Genomic DNA, 26,168 nt, shown 5'->3' on the forward strand with positions numbered 1-26,168 from the left:
CCATGAAATCCTTCGTCATCGCCTTCGCCCTCTGTGCCCTGGCCCTGAGCCTCAGCGGCTGCATTGGTGCGCCCATTCCCCTGACGCCGCAGACCGAACAGCGCCTGCAAGCCCAGGCACCGATCCGTTTCCTGCTGACCTTCGACGACGGCCCCAGTGCCTCGGGCTACAACAACCCCAGTCGTTCCGTGGTCGCCGACCTGGCGCACAACCCGGTGTTGCCGGGGATCAAGGCGGTGTTTTTCCTGCAGACCGAAGCGAGCCGTTCCGGCGGGAGCTCCCGCGGCCGCAAGACCATGGAGCGTGAGTACGCGGGCGGGCATATCCTGGCCTTTCACACGGCGACAGCGTTTCATACCAACCATCGCTGGCTGAATGACGCCGAGCTGGACAGCACCCTCGCCCAAGGTGCGGCCGACATTGCCGCGATCACCGGCACGCCGCCCGTGCTGGTGCGCCCACCGTTCTGGAACTACGACCGCCGCACGTTCGCCGCCTACCAGCGCCATGGCATGCAGGTGTTGCTCACCGACTTGAGTGCCAATGACGGCAAGATCTGGGGCTTCAACGGCAGCCCGCGCCGCCGCGCCAATCTGTATCGACAACTGTCGGTGGTGCGCGAACACATCGCGCTCGGCGAGCTACCGACAGTGGACGGGGTGATACCGGTGGTGGTGACCTTCCACGATATCAACCGCTACACCGCGCGGCACCTGCAGGAGTACCTGCAGATCCTGCTCGACAGCGCCCGCATCAATGGCATGCCGACGGCCGCCGAGCCGTTCTACACCGACACCGGCGCCCTGCAACGCGCCGCGCTGGCGCGTACGGTCAAGGATGTCAGCGAGCCCGTGCATCTGCCCGGCGTGTGGAATTGGGTGTGGGACGCCGACTCCCATTAAATCCAGGCCGCTCCCAAGGCACGCAACATCAAGACAAGTGTTTGACTGCCCTCTCCTCGGAACAACACTTCCCTGCCCACCACTCAAAGGAAAATCTGCCAGCAACGATCGAGCCTTACCATGACTATCTCTGCGTCCACGCCCGTAATGACGAATTACACCCACAGTCCATCGCCGACACCGCCAGAACCTTCCGTCCAGATCAAATACAAACGCCCTGACTCCGATGCCCTGACCCCTGCCTCCCGTCCGTCTCCGGAAATCGCCCTGGGACACAAAAGCTACGTTAACAGCGAGGTCCTGTTTCAGGACAAGAATGTGAAAATCTCCCAGGAGGTTGAATTCAGCGCCGAAAAAAACGGCGACGTCAGCACCATATTCAGTCAAATGGTGTTAGAAACCGGCAACCATGCAGACCGGGTGAACATCAAGCGCGCCCCCGATGGGAAGCTGCTCGCGACGGTCAACGGTAAAGCCTACAGCCTCGAGCTGCTCAATCGTCCCGAGCAGGGAATGGTCCAGCCCCTGTATATCAAGACCCACGGCGGCAACGATTCCGTGGTGGTGGCTCCAGACGTCACGACGCCCATAAAGATCGATTTGGGAGACGGTGACGACTACGCCCGCGGTGGTGGCGGCAACACCCAAATCAAGGGCGGCGCAGGCGACGACTTTATCGTGATGGGCAGGGGGCGTGGGGTCGCATCAGGCGGGGAAGGCAACGACACACTGATCGCGGGCAGTGGCAGCAGTGCGCTGTATGGCGACAATGGCGATGACCGCCTTCAGGCCATGCAGGGCCCTGCCCACCGAAAGGTGCATATGGACGGAGGGCGCGGCAACGACTTCATGATCGCCAAAAATGGCCACACCGTGATGCACGGTGGCGGTGGTGACAACCTGATGGTCAGCCATGGCAGTTCGGTCATTTACACCGGCAGGGGTAAAAACAACGTGAGGTCTTACCATGACAACACGGTGATCTACGCCAAACCTTCGGATAACGTGGTCCACTCGCCCAGCTCACGCAGGATTGATGTAACGCCCAGTGATGCCGGGAAAACTGCCTATAAGGTCGAGGGTTCCGCCGAGTTCAAACAGCGCGTCGAAGACGATCTGGAGCTATTGAGAATGTCGCCCATAGGCCAGCAGTCCTTGAAGAAAGAGGACGAACTGGCCGCGAGCAACAACGCGCCGGTCACACTGCGCGAGCTGGACACCCGGTATGACATGACCTACGGCTTCAACACCAAGGCCATCCAACAGCATCTTCAAGCCGGCGGCGCCGTCGAAGCCCTGAGCGAGTCACAGTTGGGTTATATCGTGGAGGGTAAAGCCGGAGAAAAAGCTGACCTGGGCACGATCAATTACAACCCGATGTATATGCATGACGACAGTTCCTCCCCGATCACCAGTCTCGCGCATGAAAGGGGACACGCCTTCGCGGGTGCCACAGGCCAAAATCTAAAGGGCGCAACCGCAGAACCCGATAATAACCAGGAAGGTGAACCCAACAGGGAGCGACAGGCGATCGGTCTGGAATCGGCAGTCCCCCCGGTTGATTTCGACGGCGACCCCAGCACCGCGAAAACCACCTCCAATCCACGGGCATTTACCGAAAACGGCCTGAAAGAAGAAATGGGGCTTCCATTGCGCAAGAGGGTCTACACCACGTAGGCGGCCTGAGCCGGCTCGACCGCCTCAGGCCCGGGCGGGTCCAGATGTCACCCCAGGCGTGGCGGGTGATCATTCCTGGAACTCACTGTTGAACTCGGTCAGGGCATTGAGGCTGCGGTCGACATGCGCACCACCCAGTACTTCGCGGCGCCCCTGCAGGCCATCGGCATAACGGTGTTTCTCACCCACAAAAACACTCACGACTGAACGTGATAAAGGCTCACCCCACTGTGGCAAACGCACTTGTTTTGGCGAGCGGGCTTGTTGTGGCGAGCGGGCTTGTTGTGGCGAGCGGGCTTGCCCCGCGTTGGGCTGCGCAGCAGCCCCAAATCCAGGCACTGAACAAACGCACTGACTGACTCACCCCCGCTTCGCCCCCCAACGCGCGGCAAGCCCGCTCACCACAGGCTTACCTGCAACACAGCTCCCGGGCTATGTCGAATGGCCGGCAAATTTTTGAATCAGATGAGTCGGCCCAGACACGATCAGCAGATCCCCCGGCAGTACCTGCGTACCCGGGGTGGCATGCTGAAAATCTTGACTGGCACGCTTCAACCCTACGACCGTCACGCCGAATTTTTCGCGGATTTGCCCATCGACCAGCGTGCTGTTGTGGCTCGACACGGGCGAATGAATCTTGGCGATGGCGAAACCGTCGTCGAACTCGATGAAATCAATCATCCGCCCGGTAATGAGGTGAGCCACACGCTCACCCATTTCCTTCTCTGGATAGACAACGTGGTGAGCGCCAATGCGTTGGGCTATCTGCCCGTGCTCGGCTGTTCGGGCCTTGACCCAGATATCCGGGATCCCCAGTTCGGTCAGCGTCATGATGGTCAACAGGCTGGCGGCCAGGTCGGTGCCGATGCCCACAATGGCATGGGCAAAGTCGGCAACGCCCAGTTGGCGTAACACCTGCTGGTTGGTGGAGTCGGCCTGCACCGCATGCGTCAGCAGGTCAGCCCACTCATGAACCGGTGCCGCGTCGCGGTCGATGCCCATGACGTCGTGCCCCAGCCGCATCAGCGATTGGGCCACGGAGCCGCCGAAGCGGCCCAGACCGATTACCACCACGCTGTCGCCCTTGGCAAATGAGAACTTCTCTGAAAATAGAAAGTTAGCCAACAATGGGATGCTCCTCTGGGTAACGGTAGGGCATACGGTGCTTGCCCAAGGCCAGTGACGCCGCCAGCGTGATAGTGCCCACCCGTCCGGCGAACATCAGCAGCGTCAACACCAGTTGGCTTGAGGTGGGTAGCTCGGCGGTGATACCGGTGGACAAGCCGACGGTACCAAACGCCGAGATGACTTCGAAGATGACCTGGTCTGTGGGCAACGCGGTTTCACGCAGGATAAAGAGCGTTGCCAACACGATCAGGGCGCTGCTCAGGACCAGCACGGTTATCGCTTGACGCTGGGCCGCAGCGCCGACTCGCCGGCCAAAGGCCTCGCAATCACTGTGCCCACGAATTTCAGCAATCACCAGCAAGACCAGGATCGCCACAGTACCGACTTTCACCCCGCCCGCAGTGCCTGCACTGCCGCCGCCGACGAACATCAGAAAGTAATGCACCGCCCAGCTTTCCGAGGTCAGTGCACCCATGTCGATCGAATTGAACCCGGCGGTACGCGCGGACACGGAAGCAAATGCTGCCGATAACACTTTATCGGTCACGGCCATCGGGCCAAGGGTGGTTGAATGGTCCCACTCGAACAGCAACAGCGTGATAAACCCGACCACCAGCAAGATCGCCGTGCCAGACAAGGTGAGCTTGGTATGCAGCGACCAGCGATGAGGATGGTTGAACCGGCTGCGCAGGTCATACAGCACGGGAAAGCCAATGCCGCCGATAATGATGGCGGCCATCACAGGCAACAGAATCCAGGTATCCGTGGCGTAATGCATCAGGCTGTCGGGATAAATCGAGAACCCTGCGTTGTTGAACGCCGATACCGCATGAAACAGGCCGCTCCAAGCCGCATCGGCCCATGACTGGCCATAGCCCCAATGCAACCTTAAAGTGAGCCACACGGTCGTGATGAGCTCCAAGGCGAACGTCACCACCAGCACCAGTTTGGCCACGCCAGCAATGTCGCCCACCCCCAATGAGCGCGACTCCAACTGTGCGACCATCTTGGTGCGCAGGCGCAACCGGCTGTTAACCATGAGGCCAAGCAGGGTCGCCACCGTCATGATGCCGAAACCGCCAAGCTGGAACAGCAGCAGAATCACCGACTGGCCGAAGGTCGACCAGTACGTACCCGTATCCACCACCACCAACCCGGTCACGCAGACGGCCGATACCGCCGTAAAGAAGGCCGTCGCCCACGGGACGGCGCCCCCCTCGGCATGGGAAATCGGCTGCATCAGAATGAAGGTTCCGACCCCTATCGCGGCCAGGAACACCAAGGCGACAACCCTGGCGGGATGCAGCAGTAATTTCATTAGGGCCGGGGCTCAGGTCGGATAGGAAGATCCGTAGCGCAGGATAAACACGACGCCCCTTAGGAGCTGTAGGAATAAGCCGCTACTCCCCGTCAGCATAGCTGAAACACTCAACCTCCCATTTTACCGCCCCCCGCTGCGTCGCGGAGTCTGTGTTCAGGCCTGATCCCGCGACTCGACACCCAGTTCATCCCACACCGACTCAGCCAGGTGGAACGTCGCGTTCGCCGCCGGTATGCCGCAGTAAATCGCGCTCTGCATCAGCACTTCCTTGATCTCGGCGCGGGTCACGCCATTGCTGGCCGCGGCGCGCAGGTGCAGCTTGAGTTCTTCGCTGCGGTTCATGCCGATCAGCATGGCGATGGTGATCAGGCTGCGGGTGTGCCGGGGCAGGCCCGGGCGGGTCCAGATGTCACCCCAGGCGTGGCGGGTGATCATTTCCTGGAACTCACTGTTGAACTCGGTCAGGGCATTGAGGCTGCGGTCGACGTGCGCATCACCCAGGACCTCGCGGCGCACCTGCAGGCCATCGGTATAACGTTGTTTCTCATCCACAAAAAATACTCCCGACTGAATGTGATAAAAACTCGCCCACTGTGGCAAACACACCTACCGTAGCCAGCACACTTGTCTTGCTGAGCAGGCTTGTTTTGCTGAGCCGACTTATTGTGGCTAATGGGCTTGTTGTGGCTAGTGGGCTTGTTGTGGCGAGCGGGCTTGCCCCGCGTTGGGCTGCGCAGCAGCCCCAAAACCTGCGACAAGGTCCATCGAAAAAAACGCACTGACTGACCCCAGCTCGCTTCGCCCCCCAACGCCCCGCTCACCACAGGTTCAATGCGCCAGCAGAAACTCCAGCACCCGCCCACTGAACGCCCCACCCGCCTGCACATTGGACAGGTGCGCAGCATAGAACTCGGCGTATTCGGCGCCCTGCACATGGCTCTGGATAAAGTGGCTGCCGGCCGGTGGCGTGACGGCATCTTCGGTGCCGGCAATCGCCAGGGTCGGCAGTTTGATCAAGGCCAGTTGCTCGCGGAAATCGGCGTCGCGCACCGCCGCACAATTGGCCGCGTAGCCTTCGGGCGAGGTCGCCGCGAGCATGTCGGTGATCTGCTGGGCCTGGTGCGGGTTGGCCGCAGCGAAATCGGCGGTGAACCAGCGCGCAATCGATGCATCGCGCAACGCTACCATCGCCGCCGCGCCATCGCGCAGGACCATCTCGATACGCGGGTTCCAGATGTCCGGCGTGCCGATCTTGGCGGCGGTGTTACACACCACCAGGCGCTGCAGGCGCTCGCCGGCATGAATGCCGAGCCATTGGCCGATCAAGCCGCCCATCGACAGCCCACAGAAATGCGCCCGCTGGATATCCAGCGCATCCAGCAGCGCAATCACGTCGCGCCCCAGTTGCTCGATGCTGTAGGGCCCCTCGGTGACCAGGGATTTGCCATGGCCACGGGTATCGAAACGCAACACGCGAAAATGCCTGGTGAAAGCCGGGATCTGGATGTCCCACATGTGCAGGTCAGTGCCCAGCGAGTTGGACAGCACCAACACGGGTGCCTCCGCAGGTCCATCCAGTTGGTAATGCAGTTCGCCCTCGGCGAGTTGTACAAAAGCCACAGCGTTCTCCTCAGGCGGTCAAGGCAAAATGTTCGGTGACGGCGCGGGTCACCCAGGTGTGCGCCTGGCCCAGGTAGTGGGCCGGGTCGAGCAGGCGGTCGAGTTCAGCGGCGGACAGTTCGTGGGTGATTTGCGGCTCGTCCGCCAGCACCGCACGCAAGTGACGCCCCTCGGCGACAGCGCGTTTACAGCATTGCTCGAGCAGATGGTGGGCGGTCTCGCGCCCCAGGCGTTGGGCGAGCACGATGCTCACGGCTTCGGCCAGCACCAGGCCCTGGGTCAGGTCGAGGTTCTGCGCCATGCGCTCAGGATTGACCTCCAACCCCTCGCTCACCAGCAAGGCCTGGTGCAGCGCTCCTGAGACCAACCGGCAAATCTCCGGCAGGGTTTCCCACTCGGCGTGCCACAGGCCCAGGCTGCGCTCGTGTTCCTGGGGCATGGCGCTGAACAGTGTCGCCACCAGGCCAGGTACGCGAGTCGCCGCGCTGATCAGTACGGCGGCGCCCACCGGGTTGCGTTTGTGCGGCATGGTCGAGGAACCGCCCTTGCCCGGCGCCGACGGCTCGAAGACTTCCGCCGCCTCGGTCTGCATCAGCAGGCTGATATCACGCCCCAGCTTGCCGAGGCTGCCGGCGATCAGGCCGAGCACACTGGCAAACTCCACCAAACGATCGCGCTGGGTATGCCAGGGTTGTTCGGGCAGGCCCAGCTGCAATTCGGCAGCCAAGGCCTCGGCCACCGGCATCGCCTGTTCACCGAGCGCCGCCAAGGTGCCGGACGCACCGCCAAATTGCAGCACCAGCAGACGCGGTTTCAGCTCGGCGAGACGTTGCCGACTGCGCGTCACTGCCCCCAGCCAACCGGCGATTTTCATCCCCAACGTGACCGGTGTCGCGTGCTGCAACCAGGTACGCCCAGCTAGCGGCACGCCGGCATAACGCTGCGCCTGCGCGGCCAGCACGCCGCCCAGTTGCGCCAGGTCAGCTTCGATCAACGCCAGCGCCTGGCGTATTTGCAGGACCAGGCCTGTGTCCATCACGTCCTGGCTGGTCGCGCCCAGATGCACATAACGCTCGGCGCCGGCATCCTCACTGGCGATCAACTTGCCCAGCGCCTTCACCAACGGAATGGCCGAATTCCCCGCCGTGGCAATCGCCACGCCGAGGGCGTCCACGTCGTACCGCGACGCCAGGCAGGCCTGGGCAATCGGGGCAACGGCGGCGTGCGGAATCAAGCCGACCCGCGCTTCGGCACGGGCCAGGCCCGCTTCGAAATCGAGCATGCCCTGCAGGCGCCCCTGGTCGCAGAACACCTCGGCCATGCTGTCAGCGGTGAAGTAGGCGTCGAACAATTGATTGCTCGTGCGCAGCGTCATAACGGTCCCTTACAAATCGTGGTGCAAATACGCCGCCTGTTTCGGCAGGCGCAAGCTGAACAGGAAGGCCACCGCCATCATGCCGGTGACATACCAATAGAAGGTGTTTTCCATGCCCATGGATTTGAGCCCCAGGGCCACGTATTCCGCCGAACCGCCGAAGATCGCGTTGGCCACCGCATAGGCCAGGCCCACGCCGAGGGCGCGCACTTGTGGCGGGAACATTTCGGCTTTCACCAGGCCGCTGATCGAGGTGTAGAAGCTCACGATGGCCAGGGCCAGGGTGATCAGCACAAAGGCCAGGAACGGGCTGCTGACGGTTTTCAGGCTGAGCAGGATCGGCACCGTGCACAGCGTGCCCAGCGCGCCGAACCACAGCATCGAGTTGCGGCGACCGATCTTGTCGGCCAGCATGCCGAACAGCGGCTGCATGCACATGTAGAGGAACAGCGCGCCGGTCATGATGTAGCTGGCAGTCTTGGCGTGCATCCCGGCGGTGTTCACCAGGTACTTCTGCATGTAGGTGGTAAAGGTGTAGAAAATCAGCGAGCCGCCGGCGGTGTAGCCAAGCACGGTGATAAACGCAGCCTTGTGGTCACGGAACAGCGCGGCGATGCTGCCGGCGTCCTTGTCCTGGCGGGTTTCCTTGCTGGTGGTTTCCTTGAGGGTGCGACGCAGCAGCAGGGAGATCACGGCTGCAACTGCGCCGATCACGAACGGAATCCGCCAGCCCCACGCCCGCAGTTCGTCTTCGCTGAGCAGTTGCTGCAGGATCACCACCACCAGCACTGCCAGCAGTTGCCCGCCGATCAGCGTCACGTATTGGAACGAGGCAAAGAAGCCACGTTGGCCCTTGAGCGCGACTTCACTCATGTAGGTCGCGGTGGTGCCGTATTCGCCGCCGACCGACAAGCCCTGGAACAACCGCGCCACCAGCAGCAACGCCGGCGCCCAGGCGCCGATGTCTTTGTAGGTGGGCAGGAAGGCGATCACCAGCGAGCCGGCGCACATCATCAGCACCGAGATCATCATCGAATTCTTGCGACCATGCTTGTCGGCCACCCGGCCAAACAGCCAGCCGCCGATAGGTCGCATCAGGAAGCCGGCGGCAAAGACGCCAGCGGTGTTGAGCAGTTGGACCGTGGGGTCGTCCGACGGGAAAAACGCCGGGGCAAAGTAGATGGCGCAGAAGGCATAGACGTAGAAGTCGAACCATTCGACGAGGTTGCCGGAAGACGCACCGACGATCGCAAAAATCCGTTTGCTGCGTTCTTCTCCGGTGTAGTGGCTGGTTTTTGTTGTCATGTTTTTTCACTCAGTGGGAACGGTTATAGCCTAGACATACTTTGCAACAACCATGTTCCGCAAGCAGACTTTTGCACAGCAGTTGCCTGAACCGGCCTCATCGCCGGCAAGCCCGGCGCCCACATGTGGAACGCATCCCCCTGTGGGAGCTGGCTTGCCGGCGAAAAATCTTCAGCCAACTCAATAATCAAAAAACACGGTCTCTTCGTCTGTGCCTTGCAAAATCACATTCCACTGATACACACCCGCCCCATCCGCCTTGGCGATCAGCGTGCGCCGCCGCTCCTGGGGCACACACGCCAGCAGCGCGTCATCGCCGTTCAGCGCCTCGCCGTCAAAGTAAATCCGCGTCAGCAGGTGCTTCACCAGCCCACGCGCGAATACCAGCACCACCAAATGCGGCGCCTGGGTCGTGCCCTTCAAGCCCGGAACGGCACCTGGCTTGATGGTGGTAAAACGAAACCGCCCTTCGGCATCCACCGGCACCCGGCCAAAGCCTTCAAAGTTGGGGTCGACAGCCTTGTCCTGCTCATCCTCGGGATGGTCGTACTTGCCGGCGGCATTCGCCTGCCAGACTTCCAGCATGGCGTCGTTGACGACATCGCCGTTGCCATCCACCACCTGTCCGCTGATCGCCACGCGCTCGCCGAGGGTGGCGGGCACGGTGAGGTCTTCGCGGTTCAGCCAGGTCAGGCCGATGTGGTAATACGGCCCGACGGTGTGGGACGTGGTCGCAGTGAGTGTCATCTCATTTCTCCATCGGCGTGGCGTCGCGGCCGCGCAGGACGATGTCCCAGCGGTAGCCGAGGGCATAGGAAGGAATGGTTTTTTCCAGGTCGAAGCGGGCGATCAGGCGCTGCTTGGCCGAGGTGTCCGGCACGCAGTTGTAGATCGGGTCGTACTCCAGCAGCGGGTCGCCGGGGAAATACATCTGTGTGACCAGGCGCGTCAGCACGCTCGGGCCGAACAGTGAAAAGTGGATATGCGCCGGGCGCCACGCATTGTGGTGGTTACCCCACGGGTAGGCGCCGGGCTTGATGGTCTGGAACTGGTACCAGCCTTCGGCGTCGGTGACGGTGCGGCCGGTGCCCGTGAAGTTCGGGTCCAGCGGCGCGTCGTGCAGGTCGCGCTTGTGGTTGTAGCGACCGGCGGCGTTGGCCTGCCAGATCTCCACGAGGATGCCCGGCACCGGTTGGCCGTTTTCATCCAGCACACGCCCGTGAATGATGATGCGCTCACCGAGCGGTTCGCCGGCGTGCTGGGCGGTGAGGTCGTTGTCCTGCGCATTGACGCGCTCGGCGCCGATGGTCGGGCCGGTGATTTCCGACAACGAATGGGGCAGAAACACCAAGGGCTTGGACGGCGAACGCAGGTTCGTCGACTGGTAGGCCGGGTGCAGGTAATCAGGTTGAGTGCCCGCTTGCGGGCGCCGGTAACCGGGCTTGTCACTCATGGAGCAATCCTCTCTTATTAGACGCGTTCAATCGCCAGGGCCAGGCCTTGGCCGACGCCGACACACATCGTCGCCAGGCCTTTGCTGCCGCCGGTTTTTTCCAGTTGATGCAGTGCCGTCAACACCAGCCGCGCACCGCTCATGCCCAGCGGATGGCCGAGGGCGATGGCGCCGCCGTTCGGGTTGACCTGCGGCGCGTCGTCGGCAATCCCCAATTCACGCAGCACGGCCAGGCCTTGGCTGGCGAAGGCTTCGTTGAGTTCGATCACGTCGAAGTCGCTGACCGCCAGGCCCAGGCGCTCCACCAGCTTGCGCACCGCCGGCACCGGGCCGATGCCCATCACGCGTGGTGCCACGCCGGCACTGGCCATGCCGAGCACCCGGGCGCGGGCCGTGAGGCCGTGTTTTTTCACGGCGTCGGCGGAGGCCAGGATCAGCGCCGCCGCGCCATCGTTCACGCCCGAGGCATTGCCGGCGGTGACGGTCTTGTCCGGGCCGTTGACCGGCTTGAGTTTGGCCAGGGCATCGAGGGTGGTGTCCCGTGGGTGTTCATCGTGCTCCACCACGGTCTCGCCTTTTTTGTGTGCAACGCGTACCGGCACGATTTCCTCGGCGAAGTACCCGGCAGCCTGGGCGGCAGCCGTGCGTTGCTGGCTACGCAGTGCGAACGCATCCTGGTCGGCGCGGGACACGTTGAAGTCGTCGGCGACGTTGTCGGCGGTCTGCGGCATTGCATCCACGCCGTACTGGGCTTTCATCAACGGGTTGATAAAACGCCAGCCAATGGTGGTGTCTTCGAGCTTCATGTTGCGCGAAAACGCCGCGTCGGCCTTGCCCATCACGAAGGGTGCACGGGACATCGACTCGACGCCCCCGGCAATCGCCAACTCCATTTCGCCGCTGGCGATTGCACGGAACGCGGTGCCGATCGCATCCATCCCCGAGGCACACAGGCGGTTCAGGGTCACGCCAGGGATGCTTTCCGGCAGGCCCGCCAGCAGCAGGGCCATGCGCGCGACGTTGCGATTGTCTTCACCGGCCTGGTTGGCGCAGCCGAGGAAGACTTCGTCGACCGCGTTCCAGTCCACCGAAGGGTTGCGCTCGATCAGTGCCTTGATCGGCAACGCGGCGAGGTCATCGGCGCGCACGGTAGACAGGCCACCGCCGAAACGGCCGATGGGGGTACGAATGGCGTCACAGATAAATACTTCGCGCATCAGGCTTCTCCGGGGGCTTGGCCATGGGCGGCGGCGGTACGTGCTTCGAGGTCACGCAAGGCGCTCAACTCGACGTCGGTGGGTTCCTCGGTGGTGCTGACCTGGTCGGCAAATCGAATCGCCCAACCGGTGGCGGCCACGACTTGTTCGCGGGTCACGCCAGGGTGCAGCGCGGTGACCACAAATTCATGGGTGCCCGCTTCCGGCTCCATGATGCACAGGTCGGTAATGATCCCTACAGGCCCAGCCCCTGGCAGGCCCAGGCGTTTGCGTGAATCGCCGCCTTCGCCGTGGCCGACCGAGGTGATGAAGTCCAGCTTGTCGACAAACGAACGCGACGACTGCTTGAGGATGATCAGCACGCTCTTGGCCGAACCTGCGATCTCCGGTGCGCCGCCGGCCCCCGGCAGCCGCACCTTGGGCTGGTGGTAATCGCCCACCACGGTGGTGTTGATGTTGCCAAAGCGGTCGACCTGGGCGGCGCCGAGAAAGCCGACGTCGATACGCCCGCCCTGCAGCCAATAACGAAAGATCTCACCGGTCGGCACCACCGTGTCGGCGGTCTCCGCCAGCTCGCCATCACCGATCGACAGCGGCAACACCGAAGGCTTGGCGCCAATCGGGCCGGACTCGTAGATCAGCACCACGTCGGGCGAGGAAGTCAGGCGCGCCAGGTTGGCGGCCTTGGACGGCAGGCCGATACCCACAAAGCAGACGGAGCCGTTCTTGAGGCGACGCGCGGCGGCGACGGTCATCATTTCATTGGTCGAGTAAGCCATTACTTGGCCTCCTGCACGGTGGCCAGCTTGGCCTGGAATTCACTGAAGTCGGCAGTGCCGTGGATGTATTCGTCGATCCAGGCGGTAAACGTCGCACGGTCGCGGGCAATCGGGTCCCACGCCTGATAGAAGCGGTTATCACGCTCGTTGTAACCATGCGCGTAGGAAGGATGCGCGCCGCCAGGCACATGGCACACCGCAGTCAGTGCCCACGTCGGCAACACGCAGCTGTTCATCGGCGCGTTGAGGTCATCGACAATTTCCTCGACGGTGACGATGCAGCGCTTGGCCGCCAGGGCCGCTTCCTTCTGCACCCCGAGAATGCCCCAGAGCAGCACGTTGCCCTTGCGGTCGGCCTTCTGTGCATGGATCACGGTGATGTCCGGGCGCACCGACGGCACCGCCGCCAGCACTTCGCCGGTGAACGGGCAGGTCACGGTCTTGATCAGCGGGTTGACCTTGGGCAGGTCGGAACCGGCGTAGGCACGCAGTACCGCGAACGGCAGGCCCGAGGCGCCGGCGACGTAGGCATTGGCCAGGTCGGCGTGGCTGTGTTCTTCGATTTCCAAGGGTTGCGGCCATTGCTTCTCGACCGCGTCACGCAGGCGGTGCAAGGAGCCCACGCCAGGGTTGCCGCCCCAGGAGAAAATCAACTTGCGCGCACAGCCGGCGCCGATCAACTGGTCGTAGATCAGGTCAGGCGTCATACGCACCAGCGTCAGGTCTTTCTTGCCCTGACGAATGATTTCATGACCCGCTGCCGTAGGGATCAGGTGGGTGAAGCCTTCCAGTGCGACGGTATCGCCGTCGTTCACGAATTGCTTCACCGCGTCGCGCAGCGCAAGAATTTCAGCCATGGGGTTCGGGCTCCCGGTGTGGATCGAAAAAGGCGCTGAGGTGGCGCCGAAGTGCTTGAAGATTAAGCCGGGTAAATGGGCTGAACAATCCGATAATCGACTCAGTGTTCGATTATCGAACGGATTGTTGTCTAGCTAATCTTCTCGTCGACACGCCATCAGAAGCGCCCCACCCCTGCAGGAGCGGGCTTGCCAGCGACCGCATCACCGCGCTCAATGATTGACCGAGGCGCCCGCATCACCGGCAAGCCCGCCCCTGCAACGGCGGGTCAGGTGGCGTCGGCGTGGCTGACCATGCCTTTGATGACCACGGCTGCCGTAGCCAGCGCCGCCGGGATTACCAGCGCGGTCAGCACCTGCTCGAAGTTCCAGCCCAGGCCCAGCAAGGTGGCGCCCATCCACGCGCCGAGGATCGCACCGAAGCGGCCGATGCCGAGCATCCACGACACACCGGTGGCACGCCCCTGCGTCGGGTAGAAACGGGCCGCCAGGGACGGCATCGCCGATTGCGCACCGTTGACGCACATCCCGGCGATCAGCACCAAAGTCGCCAATAAGGTGATATTGCCCAGGCTTTGCCCCACCGCGTAGGCAAACACCCCGGCCAGCAGGTAGAAAGTGCCGATAACCTTGTGGGGGTTGAACCGGTCCATCGCCCACCCTACCCCGACTGCACTCAACACCCCGCCAAACTGGAACAACGCGCCGATAAACGCGGCCTGCTCCAGGCTGGCGCCGCTGTCACGCATCAGGGTCGGTAACCAGCTGGTCAGCAGGTACACGATCACCAGGCCCATGAAGTAGGTCAGCCACAGCAGCAAGGTGCCGGCGCTGTAAGTGCCGGAGAAGATCACCGCAAACACGTTGCGCGCCTTGACGGTTTTCTGCTCCGGCACGCTGAAGTGGGTAGCCTGGGCGACGATGGTCGGCTCGATGGGTGACAGGGTTTTACGCACCTTGTCGGTCCCACGGTTGCGCACCACCAGGTAGCGCGCCGACTCCGGCAACCACAGCACCAGCACCCCCACGAGAATCAGTGGCAGGATGCCGCCGATCATCAACAACGCGTGCCAGCCAAACGCCGGGATCAGCTTGGCCGAGATAAACCCGCCACCCGCCATGCCGAGGTTGAAGCCGCAGAACATGCTGGTCACCAGCAGCGACTTGTGGCGTTCGGGGGTGTACTCCGACAGCAACGTCGTCGCGTTCGGCATGCCGGCGCCCAGGCCCAGCCCGGTAAGGAAGCGCAGCACCAGCAATTGGTCGACATTGCTGCTGTAGGCCGAGGCCAGGCTGAATGCGCCAAACACCAACACCGCGCCGACCAGCACGACCTTGCGCCCGAACCGGTCAGCCAGCGGCCCCGATCCCAGGGCACCGAAGACCATGCCGATCAACGCGGCGCTCATCACCGGGCCGAGGCTGGCGCGATCAATGCCCCAGTCCTGGGACAGCGCGGGCGCGATAAAGCCCATGGCCGCGGTATCGAGGCCATCGAGGAACACGATGAGGAAACACAGGATAACCACGCGCCACTGGTAGCGTGACAGCGGCTGGGCGTTGATAAAGGACTGGACGTCCAGCGTGGTACCGACAGAAGGCTGATTCATTATTTTTATTCCACACCGATGGCGGGCTGACGGCCTGGGGTCGTCGTTATTATTGGGCGGCGCTCAGAGCGCTGCCGCACAGTAATAAGCCAGGGGAAACATCGTCAATTGATCAAACCGGGATCTGTGCGGTCACCGAACAGTTAGGCAAACAGCTGCGCGCTCAGATCCCGACTCGCACTCAGCATGCTCGGCAGAAACCGCTGCTCCAGCTCGCTGCGGCTGACCCGCCCGGCGTGGGTACTGACATTGAGCGCAGCCAGCACCTGGCCGGACGCGTCATACACCGGCACGGCGATGGAGCGCAGGCCTTGCTCCAATTCCTGATCGACGATGCACCAGCCCTGCTGACGCACTTGTTGCAGGCATTCGAACAAGGCTTCGGGGGTGGTCAGCGTACGGCTGGTCTTGGTTTGCAGGTCGGCATGGTCGAGGTAATCCTGCAGGGAGGCATCGTCCAGCGCCGCCAGCAGGATGCGGCCCATGGAGGTGCAATAGGCCGGCAAGCGCCCGCCCACCGACAAGTCCACCGAGATCAGGCGCTGGGTGGTGGCCGAACGCGCGATGTAGAGGATGTCGTCCCCTTCGAGGGTGGCCATGTTGCAGGCTTCGTGGAGCTGCTCGCTCATGCGATCCAGGTAAGGCTGGGCCGACACCGCCAGTGGCGTGGATGACAGGTAGGCATGGCCGAGGGTCAGGACCTTGGGCAGCAGCGAATAGGTGCGCCCGTCGGTGGTGGCGTAGCCCAGCTTGATCAATGTGTGCAGGCAACGGCGCACGGCGGCGCGAGGGATTTCCGTGCGATGGCTGATCTGGGCGATGGTGAGGTGACGCTTGCGTTCCTGGAACGCCTGCACCACGGCCAGGCCACGGGCCAGGGAGGTCATGAAGTCCGGATCACCGGTAAAGGCCTGGATACGCTTGGCCGGTGAGGCAACGATCGGCGGCGCCACTGAGGCGAAAGCGTTGCGCAATTGATCGTTCATGTCGGGATCCTTTCTCTTATTGTCAACCGCAAGGGGGTTTGACTGCTATTACAAGCCGCGCCGGCCGGGATGCACAAGGCACGACCGGGAACATTGGGCGATTATCGGACGCTCATTCGATAATCGCAATTTTGCATAACCGTGGACGGGTCCGCCCACCAACCAACTAAAGTTAGGGCGGGGTTTTAACGTCCGAAGTGGGGTGGATTTTATGACGCCAACTTTTATGCAAACACTGACGCGCTCGTGTAACAAAACGCTCACACAAAGTTGACGCTTTTTAACTTTATGCCGATAGTGTTATTCAAATGCGCCGCTATAATGCACCCTGTATGCAGGTCCGCCCGGTTTCACTGTCGGGACGGGAGCTGGCCAGATGATGCAGATGCCGTGCATTGTTGATCGCAACTACCTGCCTCGAATGTCAGCAATAATCCATGGCCGTTCGTGCCTGTTTCAAGTTCAACGCTGCAACGGTTTAACTTGAAAGAGCCCGAGGGCGACATTCAGGCACCGTGCTGCAATGTAATTACTCAACTCAATTAGGTAACGATGTGACGAAAGACGAACTGCGCGCGGAACTTGAGCGCCAGGAGCAACGTTACAAGGACGTTTACGGCGGGGAAATCACCACCTACGCCGCCCAGCCTGAACCTGAACGCAAACCATGGCGCAAACGAGCCAGCCTGCTCGACCAGGCATTTGCCCAGGAAATCCAAAAGATTGAACAGGAACTCAAAGCCGAAGAGCCATAAGCGCTTCGGTTTGAGCCACGGGTCACGCCAGGCTGCTGGCACATAGCTAGCAGCCGGCTATCTGGCATCCCACTGCCGCGAGCGAAATTTCATACAAATGTTTCAGGCATGCGGTTTTTGCCAAAAAACTCGGCCCCTGGCACCCTCCGCGTTATAAATCAAAGACTTGCCAACCCCCCGAAAACCCTGGGATGGGCGCCTTTTGCCGCGGCTTTTTCAATGAAGATTGTTACCGATGAGCAGCTAGTGCATCGATTACTGAGGTTTTCTGGCATAATCGCGCCCCCTTACGACCGGGTCAGAAAACCTTCATGATCGATTTATTCAGCGGACTGGATGCTTGGGTTCTAGTGAGCCTGTTGCTCGCCCTGGCCTTTGTCCTCGCCTTCGAGTTCATCAATGGCTTTCATGACACCGCTAACGCGGTGGCCACAGTCATCTATACCAAAGCCATGCCGCCGCACCTGGCCGTGTTCTTCTCCGGGGTGTTCAACTTCCTCGGCGTGTTGCTCGGTGGTGTCGGTGTCGCCTACGCCATCGTGCACTTGCTGCCGGTGGAGTTGCTGATCAATGTGAATACCGGCCATGGCCTGGCAATGGTCTTCTCTTTATTGGCGGCGGCGATCACCTGGAACCTGGGCACCTGGTACTTCGGGATCCCCGCTTCCAGCTCCCACACCCTGATCGGCTCGATCCTCGGTGTCGGCCTGGCCAACGCGCTGATCAACGACATCCCCTTGGCTGACGGTGTGAACTGGCAGAAAGCGATCGATATCGGCGCATCCCTGGTGTTCTCGCCGATGGCCGGTTTCCTCGTTGCCGCCCTGGTGCTGATTGCGCTGAAGTGGTGGCGCCCGCTGTCGAAGATGCACAAGACCCCGGACCAGCGTCGCAAGCTCGACGACAAGAAACACCCGCCGTTCTGGAACCGCCTGGTGCTGGTGATTTCCGCCATGGCCGTAAGCTTCGTGCACGGTTCCAACGATGGCCAGAAAGGCATCGGCCTGATCATGCTGGTGCTGATCGGCATCGTGCCGGCGCAATTCGTTCTCGACCTCGGTAGCACCACTTACCAGATCGAACGTACCCGCGACGCGACGGTGCATTTGAGTCAGTTCTACCAGCGCAATCAAGACACCCTCGGCGAGTTCCTGGCCCTGGGTAAAAGCGTGCAGAACGACCTGCCTGGCAAGTTCCAGTGCAATCCGCAGCAGACCGAGCCGACCATCAACGCGCTGGTCAATACCTTGAAAGGTGTTTCCGATTACCATTCGTTGACTGCCGATCACCGCATTGAAGTACGCCGGTATTTGCTCTGCCTGGACGACACCGCGAAGAAAGTCGGCAAGCTGCCGAATCTGTCCGCACGTGACAAGGCCGACCTCGACAAGCTGCGCAAAGACCTGACCGCTACCACCGAATACGCACCGTTCTGGGTGATCCTGGCGGTCGCACTGGCCCTGGGCCTGGGCACCATGGTGGGTTGGAAGCGTGTGGTACTGACTATCGGCGAGAAGATCGGCAAGCAGGGCATGACCTATGCCCAGGGCATGTCGGCGCAGATCACCACCGCCAGCATGATTGGCCTGGCCAACATCTTCAGCCTGCCGGTATCGACCACCCACGTGCTGTCGTCGGGCGTGGCCGGGACCATGGTCGCGAACAAGAGCGGCCTGCAAGGCGGCACCGTGAAGACCATCCTGATGGCTTGGGTGTTGACCTTGCCGGCGACCGTGGGCCTGTCGGCCGGGCTGTTCTGGTTGGCCTCCAAGGCGCTGGGTAGCTGACAGGCTGCCCTCGGAACAAAAGGCGCGATCCTTGATTGGGATCGCGCCTTTTTTTTGTCTTGTGATAAAGCGCCTTGGATCAAGATCTACAACACGGTGCCCCAACAGCCGACCCGAATAGTGCGGAGGAACACGCTCAACTGTGGGAGCTTGGCTTGCCTGCGAAGGCATCGACTGGGTCTCACTGGAAGACCGAGTTGCCTGCATCGCAGGCAAGCCAGCTCCCACACAAAAGCGCGCACGCTTTGAGCCTACTCACACAGCAACCCAAAAGCCGACCGCAGTGGTGCGGGGGAACACGCTCAACTGTGGGAGCTGGCTTGCCTGCGAAGGCATCGGCTGGGTCTCACTGGAAGACCGAGTTGCCTGCATCGCAGGCAAGCCAGCCCCCACACAAAAGCGCGCACGCTTTGGGTCTACTCACACAGCAACCCAAAAACCGACCGCAGTGGTGCGGGGGAACACGCTCAACTGTGGGAGCTGGCTTGCCTGCGAAGGCATCGACTGGGTCTCACGGGAAGACCGAGTTGCCTGCATCGCAGGCAAGCCGGCCCCCACACAAAAGCTAATCTGCAATAAACGCGGGGTCCATTTCAGCCATTCCCGCAATAGTGGACATGCCAAAAAACAAACAAAAAAAAGGGCGACCGAAGTCGCCCAAAATGCCTTGCGTGCTCATGTAATCCAGAAAGACTTACGGTTCTTTACGCTTATTAGCGTCCTTCCAGATAAAAATCCCGAATCCTACAAAAAACAGCACCATGAGGCTGACAGTCAGCACCCCGGCAAATACCACATTATCGATAAACATGACCGGCCTCCTGCACTTGCCCTGTTGCGATAGGGCTAAGTTAATGGAGAAGGCGGATTGGAAAATTGACGAGGATCAATGTCGCCCGCGACGGGGCGTAAAGAAGGGCAATAACTGACCTGCATCAACGGATGCAGGTTGTTTCAACGCTTTTTCGGTTTGTTCTTCAGTTTTTTCTTGGCTTTTCCCAGCGGCATGGCCTGCTCAAACGCTTGGCGCACTTCATTCAGGCGCTTGTCATTGAGGTCATGCACACGCTTGGCACGTTCGGCGTTCAGGTCGATCAGCTTGTCGTCTTCACTCATGGCTTGGCTTACGTCGTGGCGGGAATCGCTCAATAATGCGGGCTCCAGCGCCTCACGGCAATTGAGCGGGCGACAAAATGCAGGCCTTCGCCCAAAATCGGCACTTCCCATCCACCCCAGGAGATGCGCTCACGTGGCACTGCACAAGGACCTTCCCCCGCTGCTGGCCCTGCGCGCCTTTGAAGCCGTGGCGCGGCACTTGAGTTTTATCAAGGCGGCAAGCGAGTTGTCGGTGACCCAGAGTGCACTCAGCCATCAGGTGCAAAAGTTGGAACAGCACCTGGGCAAACCGTTGTTTATCCGTCGCACCCGCGCGATCGATCTGACCACTGACGGCCAACAGTACTACGACGAAATCCGCCCGGCCCTCGACGCCATCGCCGCCGCGACCCGCACCCAAAAAACAGCGCCCAGCACCACCGTGCTGCGTGTCGGCCTGCTCGCCTCCTTTGCCACGCTGTGGCTGGCACCGCGCCTGGCCGGGTTTCTCAACCGCTACCCGCATATCCAGGTGGAGCTGTTACCGGCGATTCAACTGGCGGACGTGGCCGGCGCCGAGGTCGACCTGGCGATTCGCTATGGCAAAGGCGACTGGCCCGACGTGCAGGCCACGCGGCTGATGCCGGAAGTCATCTCCCCGGTGTGCAGCCCGACATTCAAAACGATGCATGACAGCCCACTGCTGATGGCCACCTCGCACCGCCCCTTCGAATGGACGGATTGGTCTGCGCACTACCACGTCGACCTCGTCCGCCACCCGCGCGTGATGCTGCATGACTACAACATCGTGGTCGAAGCGGCCGTGGCCGGCCAAGGCATCGCCATGGGCCGTCATCGCCTGATCCAGCGCAGGCTCCAGGACGGCAGCCTGGTGGAAGCCTTCGACTGGCCGCCGTATCACAGCGACATCGGCTACTGGCTGATCGCGCCGCCCGGCCCGGCCGGTGACGCCGCCGCGTGCTTCAGCGAATGGCTGCTGGAAGCCTGCCGCGACGCGTGAGTTTTTTCGATACGTCGGGTGAGATCTATCCGTTTGTCGCCGCCCTCCTCGGCCAACATGCTGGCACCTCTTAACCCAGGAGGATGGATCATGAGCGACTCCCTGCGCCAACGCGTGCAAGCCCTCGGCCTGACGCTGCCGACCCCGAGCCAACCGGCGGCCAACTACATCAACTATGTGATCAGCCAGAACCAACTGTTCGTCTCCGGGCAAATCCCGATGGTCGATGGCAAGCCCGCCTACGTCGGCCGCCTGGGCGAATCCCTCAGCGATGAAGAAGGCGCCCAGGCAGCCGAGCTGGCGGCGCTGGGCCTGCTGGGACAATTGAGCCATGCGCTGGGTGATGACCTGTCGCGCCTGGTGCGTATTTTGCGCCTGGGTGTATTCATTGCCAGCAGCGGCGATTTCCAGCGCCAGAGCGGGGTTGCCAACGGCGCCTCGAACCTGCTGGTCAATGCCCTCGGCGAAAAAGGTCGGCATGTGCGCACCGCCGTTGGCGTTTCCAGCCTGCCGGCCGGCGTGGCCGTGGAGGTTGACGCGATTTTCGAGCTGCAACCGTGAGCCCGCTCGACGTCCAGCAATTGCGCGACAGCACGCCCGGCTGCCAGTCGGGCATCGTGCATTTCAATCACGCCGGTGCCTCGCTGCCAAGCCAGGCGACCCTCGACGCGATTATCGATCAACTGCACCGCGAAGCCCGTGATGGCCCCATGGAAGCCGGCGAGCATGGCGCCGTGCTGGTGGAAAAAGCCCGCCGCGCCGCCGCGCAATTGCTCAACGCACCCGCCGCGTCGATCGCCTTCGCCAGCAGCGGCTCGGCCGCCTGGAGCCTGGCATTCCAGGCACTGGGCCCGTGGCAACCGGGTGATCGCATCCTGGTCGGCCGCCATGAATGGGGGGGCAACCTCGCCAGCATGGACCTGGCGGTGCAGGCCGGCGCGCGCGTGGAAGTCATCCCTTGCGATGCCTCCGGCGCGGTCTGCCCGCTGGCGCTGGAGTCGATGATCGATGCGCACGTCAGGCTGATCGACCTGACTTGGCTGCCGGCCAACGGTGGCCTGATCAACCCCGCCGAAGCCATCGGCGCCGTGGCCCGACGTCATGGCATTGCCTATTTCATCGACGCCGGCCAAGCCGTCGGCCAGGTGCCGGTGGATGTGCAGGCGCTGCAGTGCGATGTGCTCAAGTCCGCCGGGCGCAAGCACCTGCGCGGGCCGCGTGGTACCGCGCTGCTGTATGTGCGCCCGGACTTTTTACCGCGCCTGAATCCGGCCCAGCGCGATGTGTTTTCGGCGCCGTGGAGCGCAGGCGGTTTCGACCTGCGCAACGACGCCCGGCGCTTTGAAACCAGCGAAGTGTCGTTTGCCTTGTTGGCGGGGCTGGGCAACGCGTTGCAGGAGATGAATCGACTGGGGCTTGAGCAAGTGTGGGAACGGATCGCACACACCAGTGAGCGAATTCGCCAGGCCTTGCGTCAGATGCCGGGTATTTCCCTGCATGACCTGGGCACTGCGCAATCAGGGCTGATCGCCTTTAACCTGGACGGCTGGGACGCTTTCGAACTCAAGCGCCGCCTGGCCTTGAAGCGCATCAATATCGGTGCCAATGGCGTGGCCTACACGCCGTTGGACATGCAGGCGCGCGGGCTGGCCAGCATCGCGCGGATCTCCGTCAGCCCACTCAACAACGACGATGACATCGCGCAGTTGATGGCGGCATTGCAGGCGTTGCGCGACTAGACCTCGACGTCCACCCACAAGCCCTGGCGCGGCGCATCTTCGATCAGCGGCGCCACCGGCACGGTGTTGTCGGCATTGAGCAGGTCGCCGGGAATCGCCAGGTGCTGCTCCGGGTCTTCGTCGGCTTCGCGCCGGCGTTTTTGCTGCTCCTGCTGGCGGCGTTGCTCTTCACGCAGCAGAAAGGTCGACTGCTCGGCATCGCCCTTTTTCAGGTCGATCGTGCTTTCGTTGGAGCCCGCTTGTACTGGCACCACGGGCGGGATATCCGGCTTCTGGCGTACCGGGTCGAGTTGCGAAGTGACCGGCACAACGCTGACGGGCAGCATGGGTGGCAGCATAATAGTTATTCTCCTGATCAACAGGCTGTCGGCGGGCCGCGTGGCGACTTGAGAACGCACTCGCCAAGCTGTGACCCAGTCGACACTCGCAAGTGCCTGCCACCCGTCGATTCGGCTTCCGGACGCTGGCGCAAACGGAGTAGTTTTTGTCAGAGTCCTTGGGCGTGGGGCCTTGTTCCGTTAAGATAGTCGGCTTTTTCACGGCGGGAGTCAGGCAGCATGGCGCAGCAGTATCAACCGGGGCAACGCTGGATTAGTGACAGCGAAGCAGAGCTGGGGTTAGGCACCGTTCTGGCACAGGACGGCCGCTTGTTGACCGTGCTCTATCCGGCCACTGGCGACACCCGCCAGTATGCGCTACGGAATGCGCCCCTCACTCGCGTGAGGTTCTCGCCGGGGGACTCCATCACCCACTTCGAAGGCTGGAAAATGACCGTGCAGGAAGTCGACGACGTCGATGGCCTGCTGGTGTATCACGGCCTCAATGGGCAGAACGAGCAGGTCACCCTGCCGGAAACCCAACTCTCCAACTTCATCCAGTTCCGCCTGGCCAGCGACCGTCTGTTCGCCGGGCAGATCGACCCGCTGGCCTGGTTCTCGCTGCGCTACCACACCCTGGAACACACCAGCCGCCAACTACAGTCCTCGCTATGGGGCCTGGGCGGCGTGCGTGCGCAACCTATTGCGCACCAACTGCACATCGCCCGTGAAGTCGCTGACCGTATCGCGCCACGGGTATTGCTGGCGGACGAAGTGGGCCTGGGCAAGACCATCGAAGCCGGCCTGGTGATCCATCGCCAGCTGCTCTCGGGTCGCGCCAACCGTGTGTTGATCCTGGTGCCGGAAAACCTCCAGCACCAGTGGCTGGTGGAGATGCGCCGCCGCTTCAACCTGCAGGTTGCGCTGTTCGACGAAGAACGTTTCATCGAGAGCGATGCGACCAACCCGTTCGAAGACACCCAGTTGGCGCTGGTCGCCCTGGAGTGGCTGGTGGACGACGAGAAGGCCCAGGACGCGCTGTTCGCAGCCGGCTGGGACCTGCTGGTCGTCGACGAAGCCCACCACCTGGTGTGGCATGAAGACAAGGCCAGCGCCGAGTACGCGCTGGTCGAGCAACTGGCCGAGGTCATCCCGGGCGTGCTGCTGCTCACCGCGACCCCGGAACAGCTGGGCCAGGACAGCCACTTCGCGCGTCTGCGCCTGCTCGACCCGAACCGCTTCCACGACCTGCTGACCTTCCGCGCCGAGAGCGAGAACTATCGCCCGGTGGCCGAAGCCGTGCAGGAGCTGCTGGATAAAGGCCGCCTGTCGCCTGCCGCACACCAGACCATCCAGGGTTTCCTCGGTAACGAAGGTGAAGCGCTGCTGACCGCCGTCAACGATGGCGACACCGAGGCCAGCGCGCGCCTGGTGCGCGAGCTGCTCGACCGCCATGGCACCGGCCGCGTGCTGTTTCGCAACACCCGCGCCGCTGTGCAAGGCTTCCCGGAGCGCAAGCTGCACGCCTACCCGCTGCCGAACCCGGACGAATACCTCGAATTGCCGCTGGGCGAGCACGCCGAGCTGTACCCGGAAGTCAGCTTCCAGTCGCAGCCGGACATCGAAGAAGAAAACCGCTGGTGGCGCTTCGACCCACGGGTCGAGTGGCTGATCGACCAGCTGAAAATGCTCAAGCGCACCAAGGTCCTGGTGATCTGCGCCCACGCCGAAACCGCGATGGACCTGGAAGACGCGCTGCGCGTGCGCTCCGGCATCCCGGCCACGGTGTTCCACGAGGGCATGAACATCCTCGAGCGTGACCGTGCCGCCGCCTACTTCGCTGATGAAGAGTTCGGTGCACAAGTGCTGATCTGCTCGGAAATCGGCAGTGAAGGTCGCAACTTCCAGTTCTCCCACCACCTGGTGCTGTTCGACCTGCCGTCGCACCCCGACCTGCTGGAACAGCGGATCGGCCGTCTGGACCGGATCGGCCAGAAACATGTGATCGAACTGCACGTGCCCTACCTGGAAACCAGCCCGCAAGAGCGCCTGTTCCAGTGGTACAACGAAGCGCTGAACGCTTTCCTCAACACCTGCCCGACCGGCAACGCCTTGCAGCACCAGTTTGGCCCGCGCCTGCTGCCGCTGCTGGAAAACGCCGACGATGGCGAATGGCAAGCCTTGATCGACGAGGCCCGTGCCGAGCGCGAGCGCCTGGAGCAGGAACTGCACACCGGTCGCGACCGTTTGCTGGAGCTCAACTCCGGCGGTGCGGGTGAAGGCGATGCACTGGTCGAGGCCATCCTCGAACAGGACGACCAGTTCGCCCTGCCGATCTACATGGAAACCCTGTTCGACGCGTTCGGCATCGACAGCGAAGACCATTCGGAAAACGCGCTGATCCTCAAGCCCAGCGAAAAAATGCTCGACGCCAGCTTCCCCCTGGGCGACGACGAAGGCGTGACCATCACCTACGACCGCAACCAGGCGCTGTCGCGCGAAGACATGCAGTTCATCACCTGGGAACACCCGATGGTGCAGGGCGGCATGGACCTGGTGCTGTCCGGCTCGATGGGCAACACCGCCGTGGCGCTGATCAAGAACAAGGCGCTCAAGCCTGGCACGGTGTTGCTGGAGCTGCTCTACGTCAGCGAAGTGGTTGCCCCGCGCTCGCTGCAACTGGGCCGCTACCTGCCGCCGGCCGCCCTGCGCTGCCTGCTGGATGCCAACGGCAACGACCTGTCCAGCCGCGTGTCGTTTGAAACCCTGAACGACCAGCTGGAAAGCGTGCCACGGGCCAGCGCCAACAAGTTTATCCAGGCCCAGCGCGACCAGCTGACGCCGCGGATCAACGCCGGTGAAGAGAAGATCACCCCACGCCACGCCGAGCGTGTGGCCGAAGCCAAGCGCCGCCTGGCTGCAGACACTGACGAAGAGCTGTCGCGCCTGACGGCGCTGCAAGCGGTCAACCCGACCGTACGCGACAGCGAACTGGTGGCCCTGCGCCAACAACGCGAGCAAGGCCTGGCCATGCTCGACAAGGCGGCGCTGCGACTGGAAGCGATCCGGGTGTTGGTGGCGGGTTGATGACCGCCCTGCTGCGCTGAAAAAAGGCCCGCGCAATGCGGGCCTTTTTTATTCACTGGAGCAAATCGGAGCCTGTAATTGCCTCTTCGCGAGCAAGCCCGCACACAGTTGGAATGCATTTCAACTGTGTGCGGGCT

The 26,168-nt window shown here is 62.2% G+C and carries 24 protein-coding genes and 1 pseudogene; 8 read left to right on the forward strand and 17 right to left on the reverse strand.

Features of this window, described 5'->3' with window-relative positions:
* The first annotated feature begins 2 nt into the window (after positions 1-2).
* Positions 3-902: a polysaccharide deacetylase family protein gene (locus tag QMX97_RS07655; protein ID WP_065899477.1), complete on the forward strand. Its 900-nt coding sequence runs from the start codon at positions 3-5 to the stop codon at positions 900-902.
* A 120-nt stretch (positions 903-1,022) separates the two neighbouring features.
* Positions 1,023-2,579 (forward strand): M91 family zinc metallopeptidase, encoded by a 1,557-nt coding sequence (locus tag QMX97_RS07660; protein ID WP_282396652.1) that lies wholly within the window; start codon positions 1,023-1,025, stop codon positions 2,577-2,579.
* A 10-nt stretch (positions 2,580-2,589) separates the two neighbouring features.
* Here QMX97_RS07660 and QMX97_RS07665 read toward each other — a convergent pair.
* The 14 genes and pseudogenes from QMX97_RS07665 to pcaR all read right to left on the reverse strand — a co-directional run.
* Positions 2,590-2,768, reverse strand: a pseudogene (locus tag QMX97_RS07665) (4-carboxymuconolactone decarboxylase); the annotation flags it as partial.
* A gap of 243 nt (positions 2,769-3,011) precedes the next feature.
* Positions 3,012-3,707 carry a TrkA family potassium uptake protein gene (locus QMX97_RS07670; protein ID WP_213552340.1) on the reverse strand — a complete coding sequence of 232 codons (696 nt, stop codon included), beginning with the start codon at positions 3,705-3,707 and terminating at the stop codon, positions 3,012-3,014.
* Positions 3,697-5,025: a potassium transporter TrkG gene (locus QMX97_RS07675; RefSeq protein ID WP_282396653.1), complete on the reverse strand. Its 1,329-nt coding sequence runs from the start codon at positions 5,023-5,025 to the stop codon at positions 3,697-3,699. The genes QMX97_RS07670 and QMX97_RS07675 overlap by 11 nt, the downstream gene beginning before the upstream one ends.
* A 156-nt stretch (positions 5,026-5,181) precedes the next feature.
* Positions 5,182-5,580 (reverse strand): 4-carboxymuconolactone decarboxylase, encoded by a 399-nt coding sequence (gene pcaC / locus QMX97_RS07680; RefSeq protein ID WP_282396654.1) that lies wholly within the window; start codon positions 5,578-5,580, stop codon positions 5,182-5,184.
* Between the two features lie 276 nt (positions 5,581-5,856).
* Positions 5,857-6,648, reverse strand: a complete 792-nt coding sequence (pcaD, locus tag QMX97_RS07685; protein WP_282396655.1) for a 3-oxoadipate enol-lactonase — start codon at positions 6,646-6,648, stop codon at positions 5,857-5,859.
* A gap of 10 nt (positions 6,649-6,658) precedes the next feature.
* Positions 6,659-8,023, reverse strand: coding sequence for a 3-carboxy-cis,cis-muconate cycloisomerase (locus QMX97_RS07690; RefSeq protein WP_213552343.1), 1,365 nt, complete (start codon positions 8,021-8,023; stop codon positions 6,659-6,661).
* 9 nt (positions 8,024-8,032) lie between these two features.
* The gene (locus QMX97_RS07695) at positions 8,033-9,328 is read right to left on the reverse strand and encodes an MFS family transporter (protein WP_065902911.1); all 1,296 of its coding nucleotides are present in this window, start codon (positions 9,326-9,328) and stop codon (positions 8,033-8,035) included.
* 180 nt (positions 9,329-9,508) lie between these two features.
* Positions 9,509-10,075 carry a protocatechuate 3,4-dioxygenase subunit alpha gene (gene pcaG, locus QMX97_RS07700; protein ID WP_282396656.1) on the reverse strand — a complete coding sequence of 189 codons (567 nt, stop codon included), beginning with the start codon at positions 10,073-10,075 and terminating at the stop codon, positions 9,509-9,511.
* A 1-nt stretch (position 10,076) separates the two neighbouring features.
* Positions 10,077-10,781: a protocatechuate 3,4-dioxygenase subunit beta gene (gene pcaH / locus QMX97_RS07705; protein WP_106804910.1), complete on the reverse strand. Its 705-nt coding sequence runs from the start codon at positions 10,779-10,781 to the stop codon at positions 10,077-10,079.
* 17 nt (positions 10,782-10,798) lie between these two features.
* Complete coding sequence (gene pcaF, locus QMX97_RS07710) at positions 10,799-12,001, reverse strand: 3-oxoadipyl-CoA thiolase (protein WP_177410378.1); 1,203 nt, start codon at positions 11,999-12,001, stop codon at positions 10,799-10,801.
* Positions 11,998-12,777: a CoA-transferase subunit beta gene (locus tag QMX97_RS07715; protein ID WP_065902919.1), complete on the reverse strand. Its 780-nt coding sequence runs from the start codon at positions 12,775-12,777 to the stop codon at positions 11,998-12,000. The genes pcaF and QMX97_RS07715 overlap by 4 nt, the downstream gene beginning before the upstream one ends.
* The gene (locus QMX97_RS07720) at positions 12,777-13,634 is read right to left on the reverse strand and encodes a CoA transferase subunit A (RefSeq protein ID WP_065902921.1); all 858 of its coding nucleotides are present in this window, start codon (positions 13,632-13,634) and stop codon (positions 12,777-12,779) included. Before QMX97_RS07720 ends, QMX97_RS07715 begins: the two co-directional genes overlap by 1 nt.
* 269 nt (positions 13,635-13,903) lie before the next feature.
* Positions 13,904-15,244, reverse strand: coding sequence for an MFS transporter (locus tag QMX97_RS07725; protein WP_065902923.1), 1,341 nt, complete (start codon positions 15,242-15,244; stop codon positions 13,904-13,906).
* Between the two features lie 143 nt (positions 15,245-15,387).
* The gene (gene pcaR, locus QMX97_RS07730; RefSeq protein WP_065902926.1) at positions 15,388-16,230 is read right to left on the reverse strand and encodes a pca regulon transcriptional regulator PcaR; all 843 of its coding nucleotides are present in this window, start codon (positions 16,228-16,230) and stop codon (positions 15,388-15,390) included.
* A 554-nt stretch (positions 16,231-16,784) separates the two neighbouring features.
* Between pcaR and QMX97_RS07735 the strand changes: the two genes are divergently transcribed.
* Positions 16,785-16,985: a hypothetical protein gene (locus QMX97_RS07735; RefSeq protein WP_181285158.1), complete on the forward strand. Its 201-nt coding sequence runs from the start codon at positions 16,785-16,787 to the stop codon at positions 16,983-16,985.
* A 311-nt stretch (positions 16,986-17,296) separates the two neighbouring features.
* Complete coding sequence (locus QMX97_RS07740) at positions 17,297-18,772, forward strand: inorganic phosphate transporter (RefSeq protein ID WP_065902928.1); 1,476 nt, start codon at positions 17,297-17,299, stop codon at positions 18,770-18,772.
* 694 nt (positions 18,773-19,466) lie between these two features.
* Here the strand turns inward: QMX97_RS07740 and ccoM are convergent.
* Both ccoM and QMX97_RS07750 read right to left on the reverse strand, forming a co-directional pair.
* Complete coding sequence (gene ccoM, locus QMX97_RS07745; protein ID WP_276145525.1) at positions 19,467-19,583, reverse strand: cytochrome c oxidase subunit CcoM; 117 nt, start codon at positions 19,581-19,583, stop codon at positions 19,467-19,469.
* A 143-nt stretch (positions 19,584-19,726) separates the two neighbouring features.
* Entirely contained in the window at positions 19,727-19,921 is a 195-nt protein-coding gene (locus tag QMX97_RS07750) for a hypothetical protein (RefSeq protein WP_282396660.1), read from the reverse strand.
* A gap of 100 nt (positions 19,922-20,021) precedes the next feature.
* On the opposite strand from QMX97_RS07750, the gene QMX97_RS07755 reads away from it, so the two are divergent.
* From QMX97_RS07755 to QMX97_RS07765, 3 genes are all read left to right on the forward strand, one after another.
* Positions 20,022-20,888 (forward strand): LysR substrate-binding domain-containing protein, encoded by an 867-nt coding sequence (locus tag QMX97_RS07755; protein WP_282396657.1) that lies wholly within the window; start codon positions 20,022-20,024, stop codon positions 20,886-20,888.
* Positions 20,889-20,978: 90 nt separating this feature from the next.
* Positions 20,979-21,449 (forward strand): RidA family protein, encoded by a 471-nt coding sequence (locus QMX97_RS07760; RefSeq protein WP_065902931.1) that lies wholly within the window; start codon positions 20,979-20,981, stop codon positions 21,447-21,449.
* A complete protein-coding gene (locus QMX97_RS07765) occupies positions 21,446-22,627 on the forward strand; it encodes an aminotransferase class V-fold PLP-dependent enzyme (protein ID WP_282396658.1) in 1,182 nt (393 codons plus the stop codon). Before QMX97_RS07760 ends, QMX97_RS07765 begins: the two co-directional genes overlap by 4 nt.
* On the opposite strand, the gene QMX97_RS07770 is transcribed toward QMX97_RS07765, so the two are convergent.
* On the reverse strand, positions 22,624-22,965 hold the full coding sequence (locus QMX97_RS07770; RefSeq protein ID WP_065902935.1) for an aspartate-semialdehyde dehydrogenase: 342 nt from the start codon (positions 22,963-22,965) through the stop codon (positions 22,624-22,626). The genes QMX97_RS07765 and QMX97_RS07770 overlap by 4 nt on opposite strands.
* 219 nt (positions 22,966-23,184) lie before the next feature.
* Here QMX97_RS07770 and rapA point away from each other — a divergent pair, with 219 nt between their 5' ends.
* Positions 23,185-26,031 (forward strand): RNA polymerase-associated protein RapA, encoded by a 2,847-nt coding sequence (rapA, locus tag QMX97_RS07775; protein WP_282396659.1) that lies wholly within the window; start codon positions 23,185-23,187, stop codon positions 26,029-26,031.
* The last annotated feature ends 137 nt before the right edge of the window (positions 26,032-26,168 follow it).

The organism is Pseudomonas sp. PS01298, from assembly GCF_029959745.1.
In the GTDB taxonomy this organism is placed as follows: domain Bacteria; phylum Pseudomonadota; class Gammaproteobacteria; order Pseudomonadales; family Pseudomonadaceae; genus Aquipseudomonas; species Aquipseudomonas aylmerensis.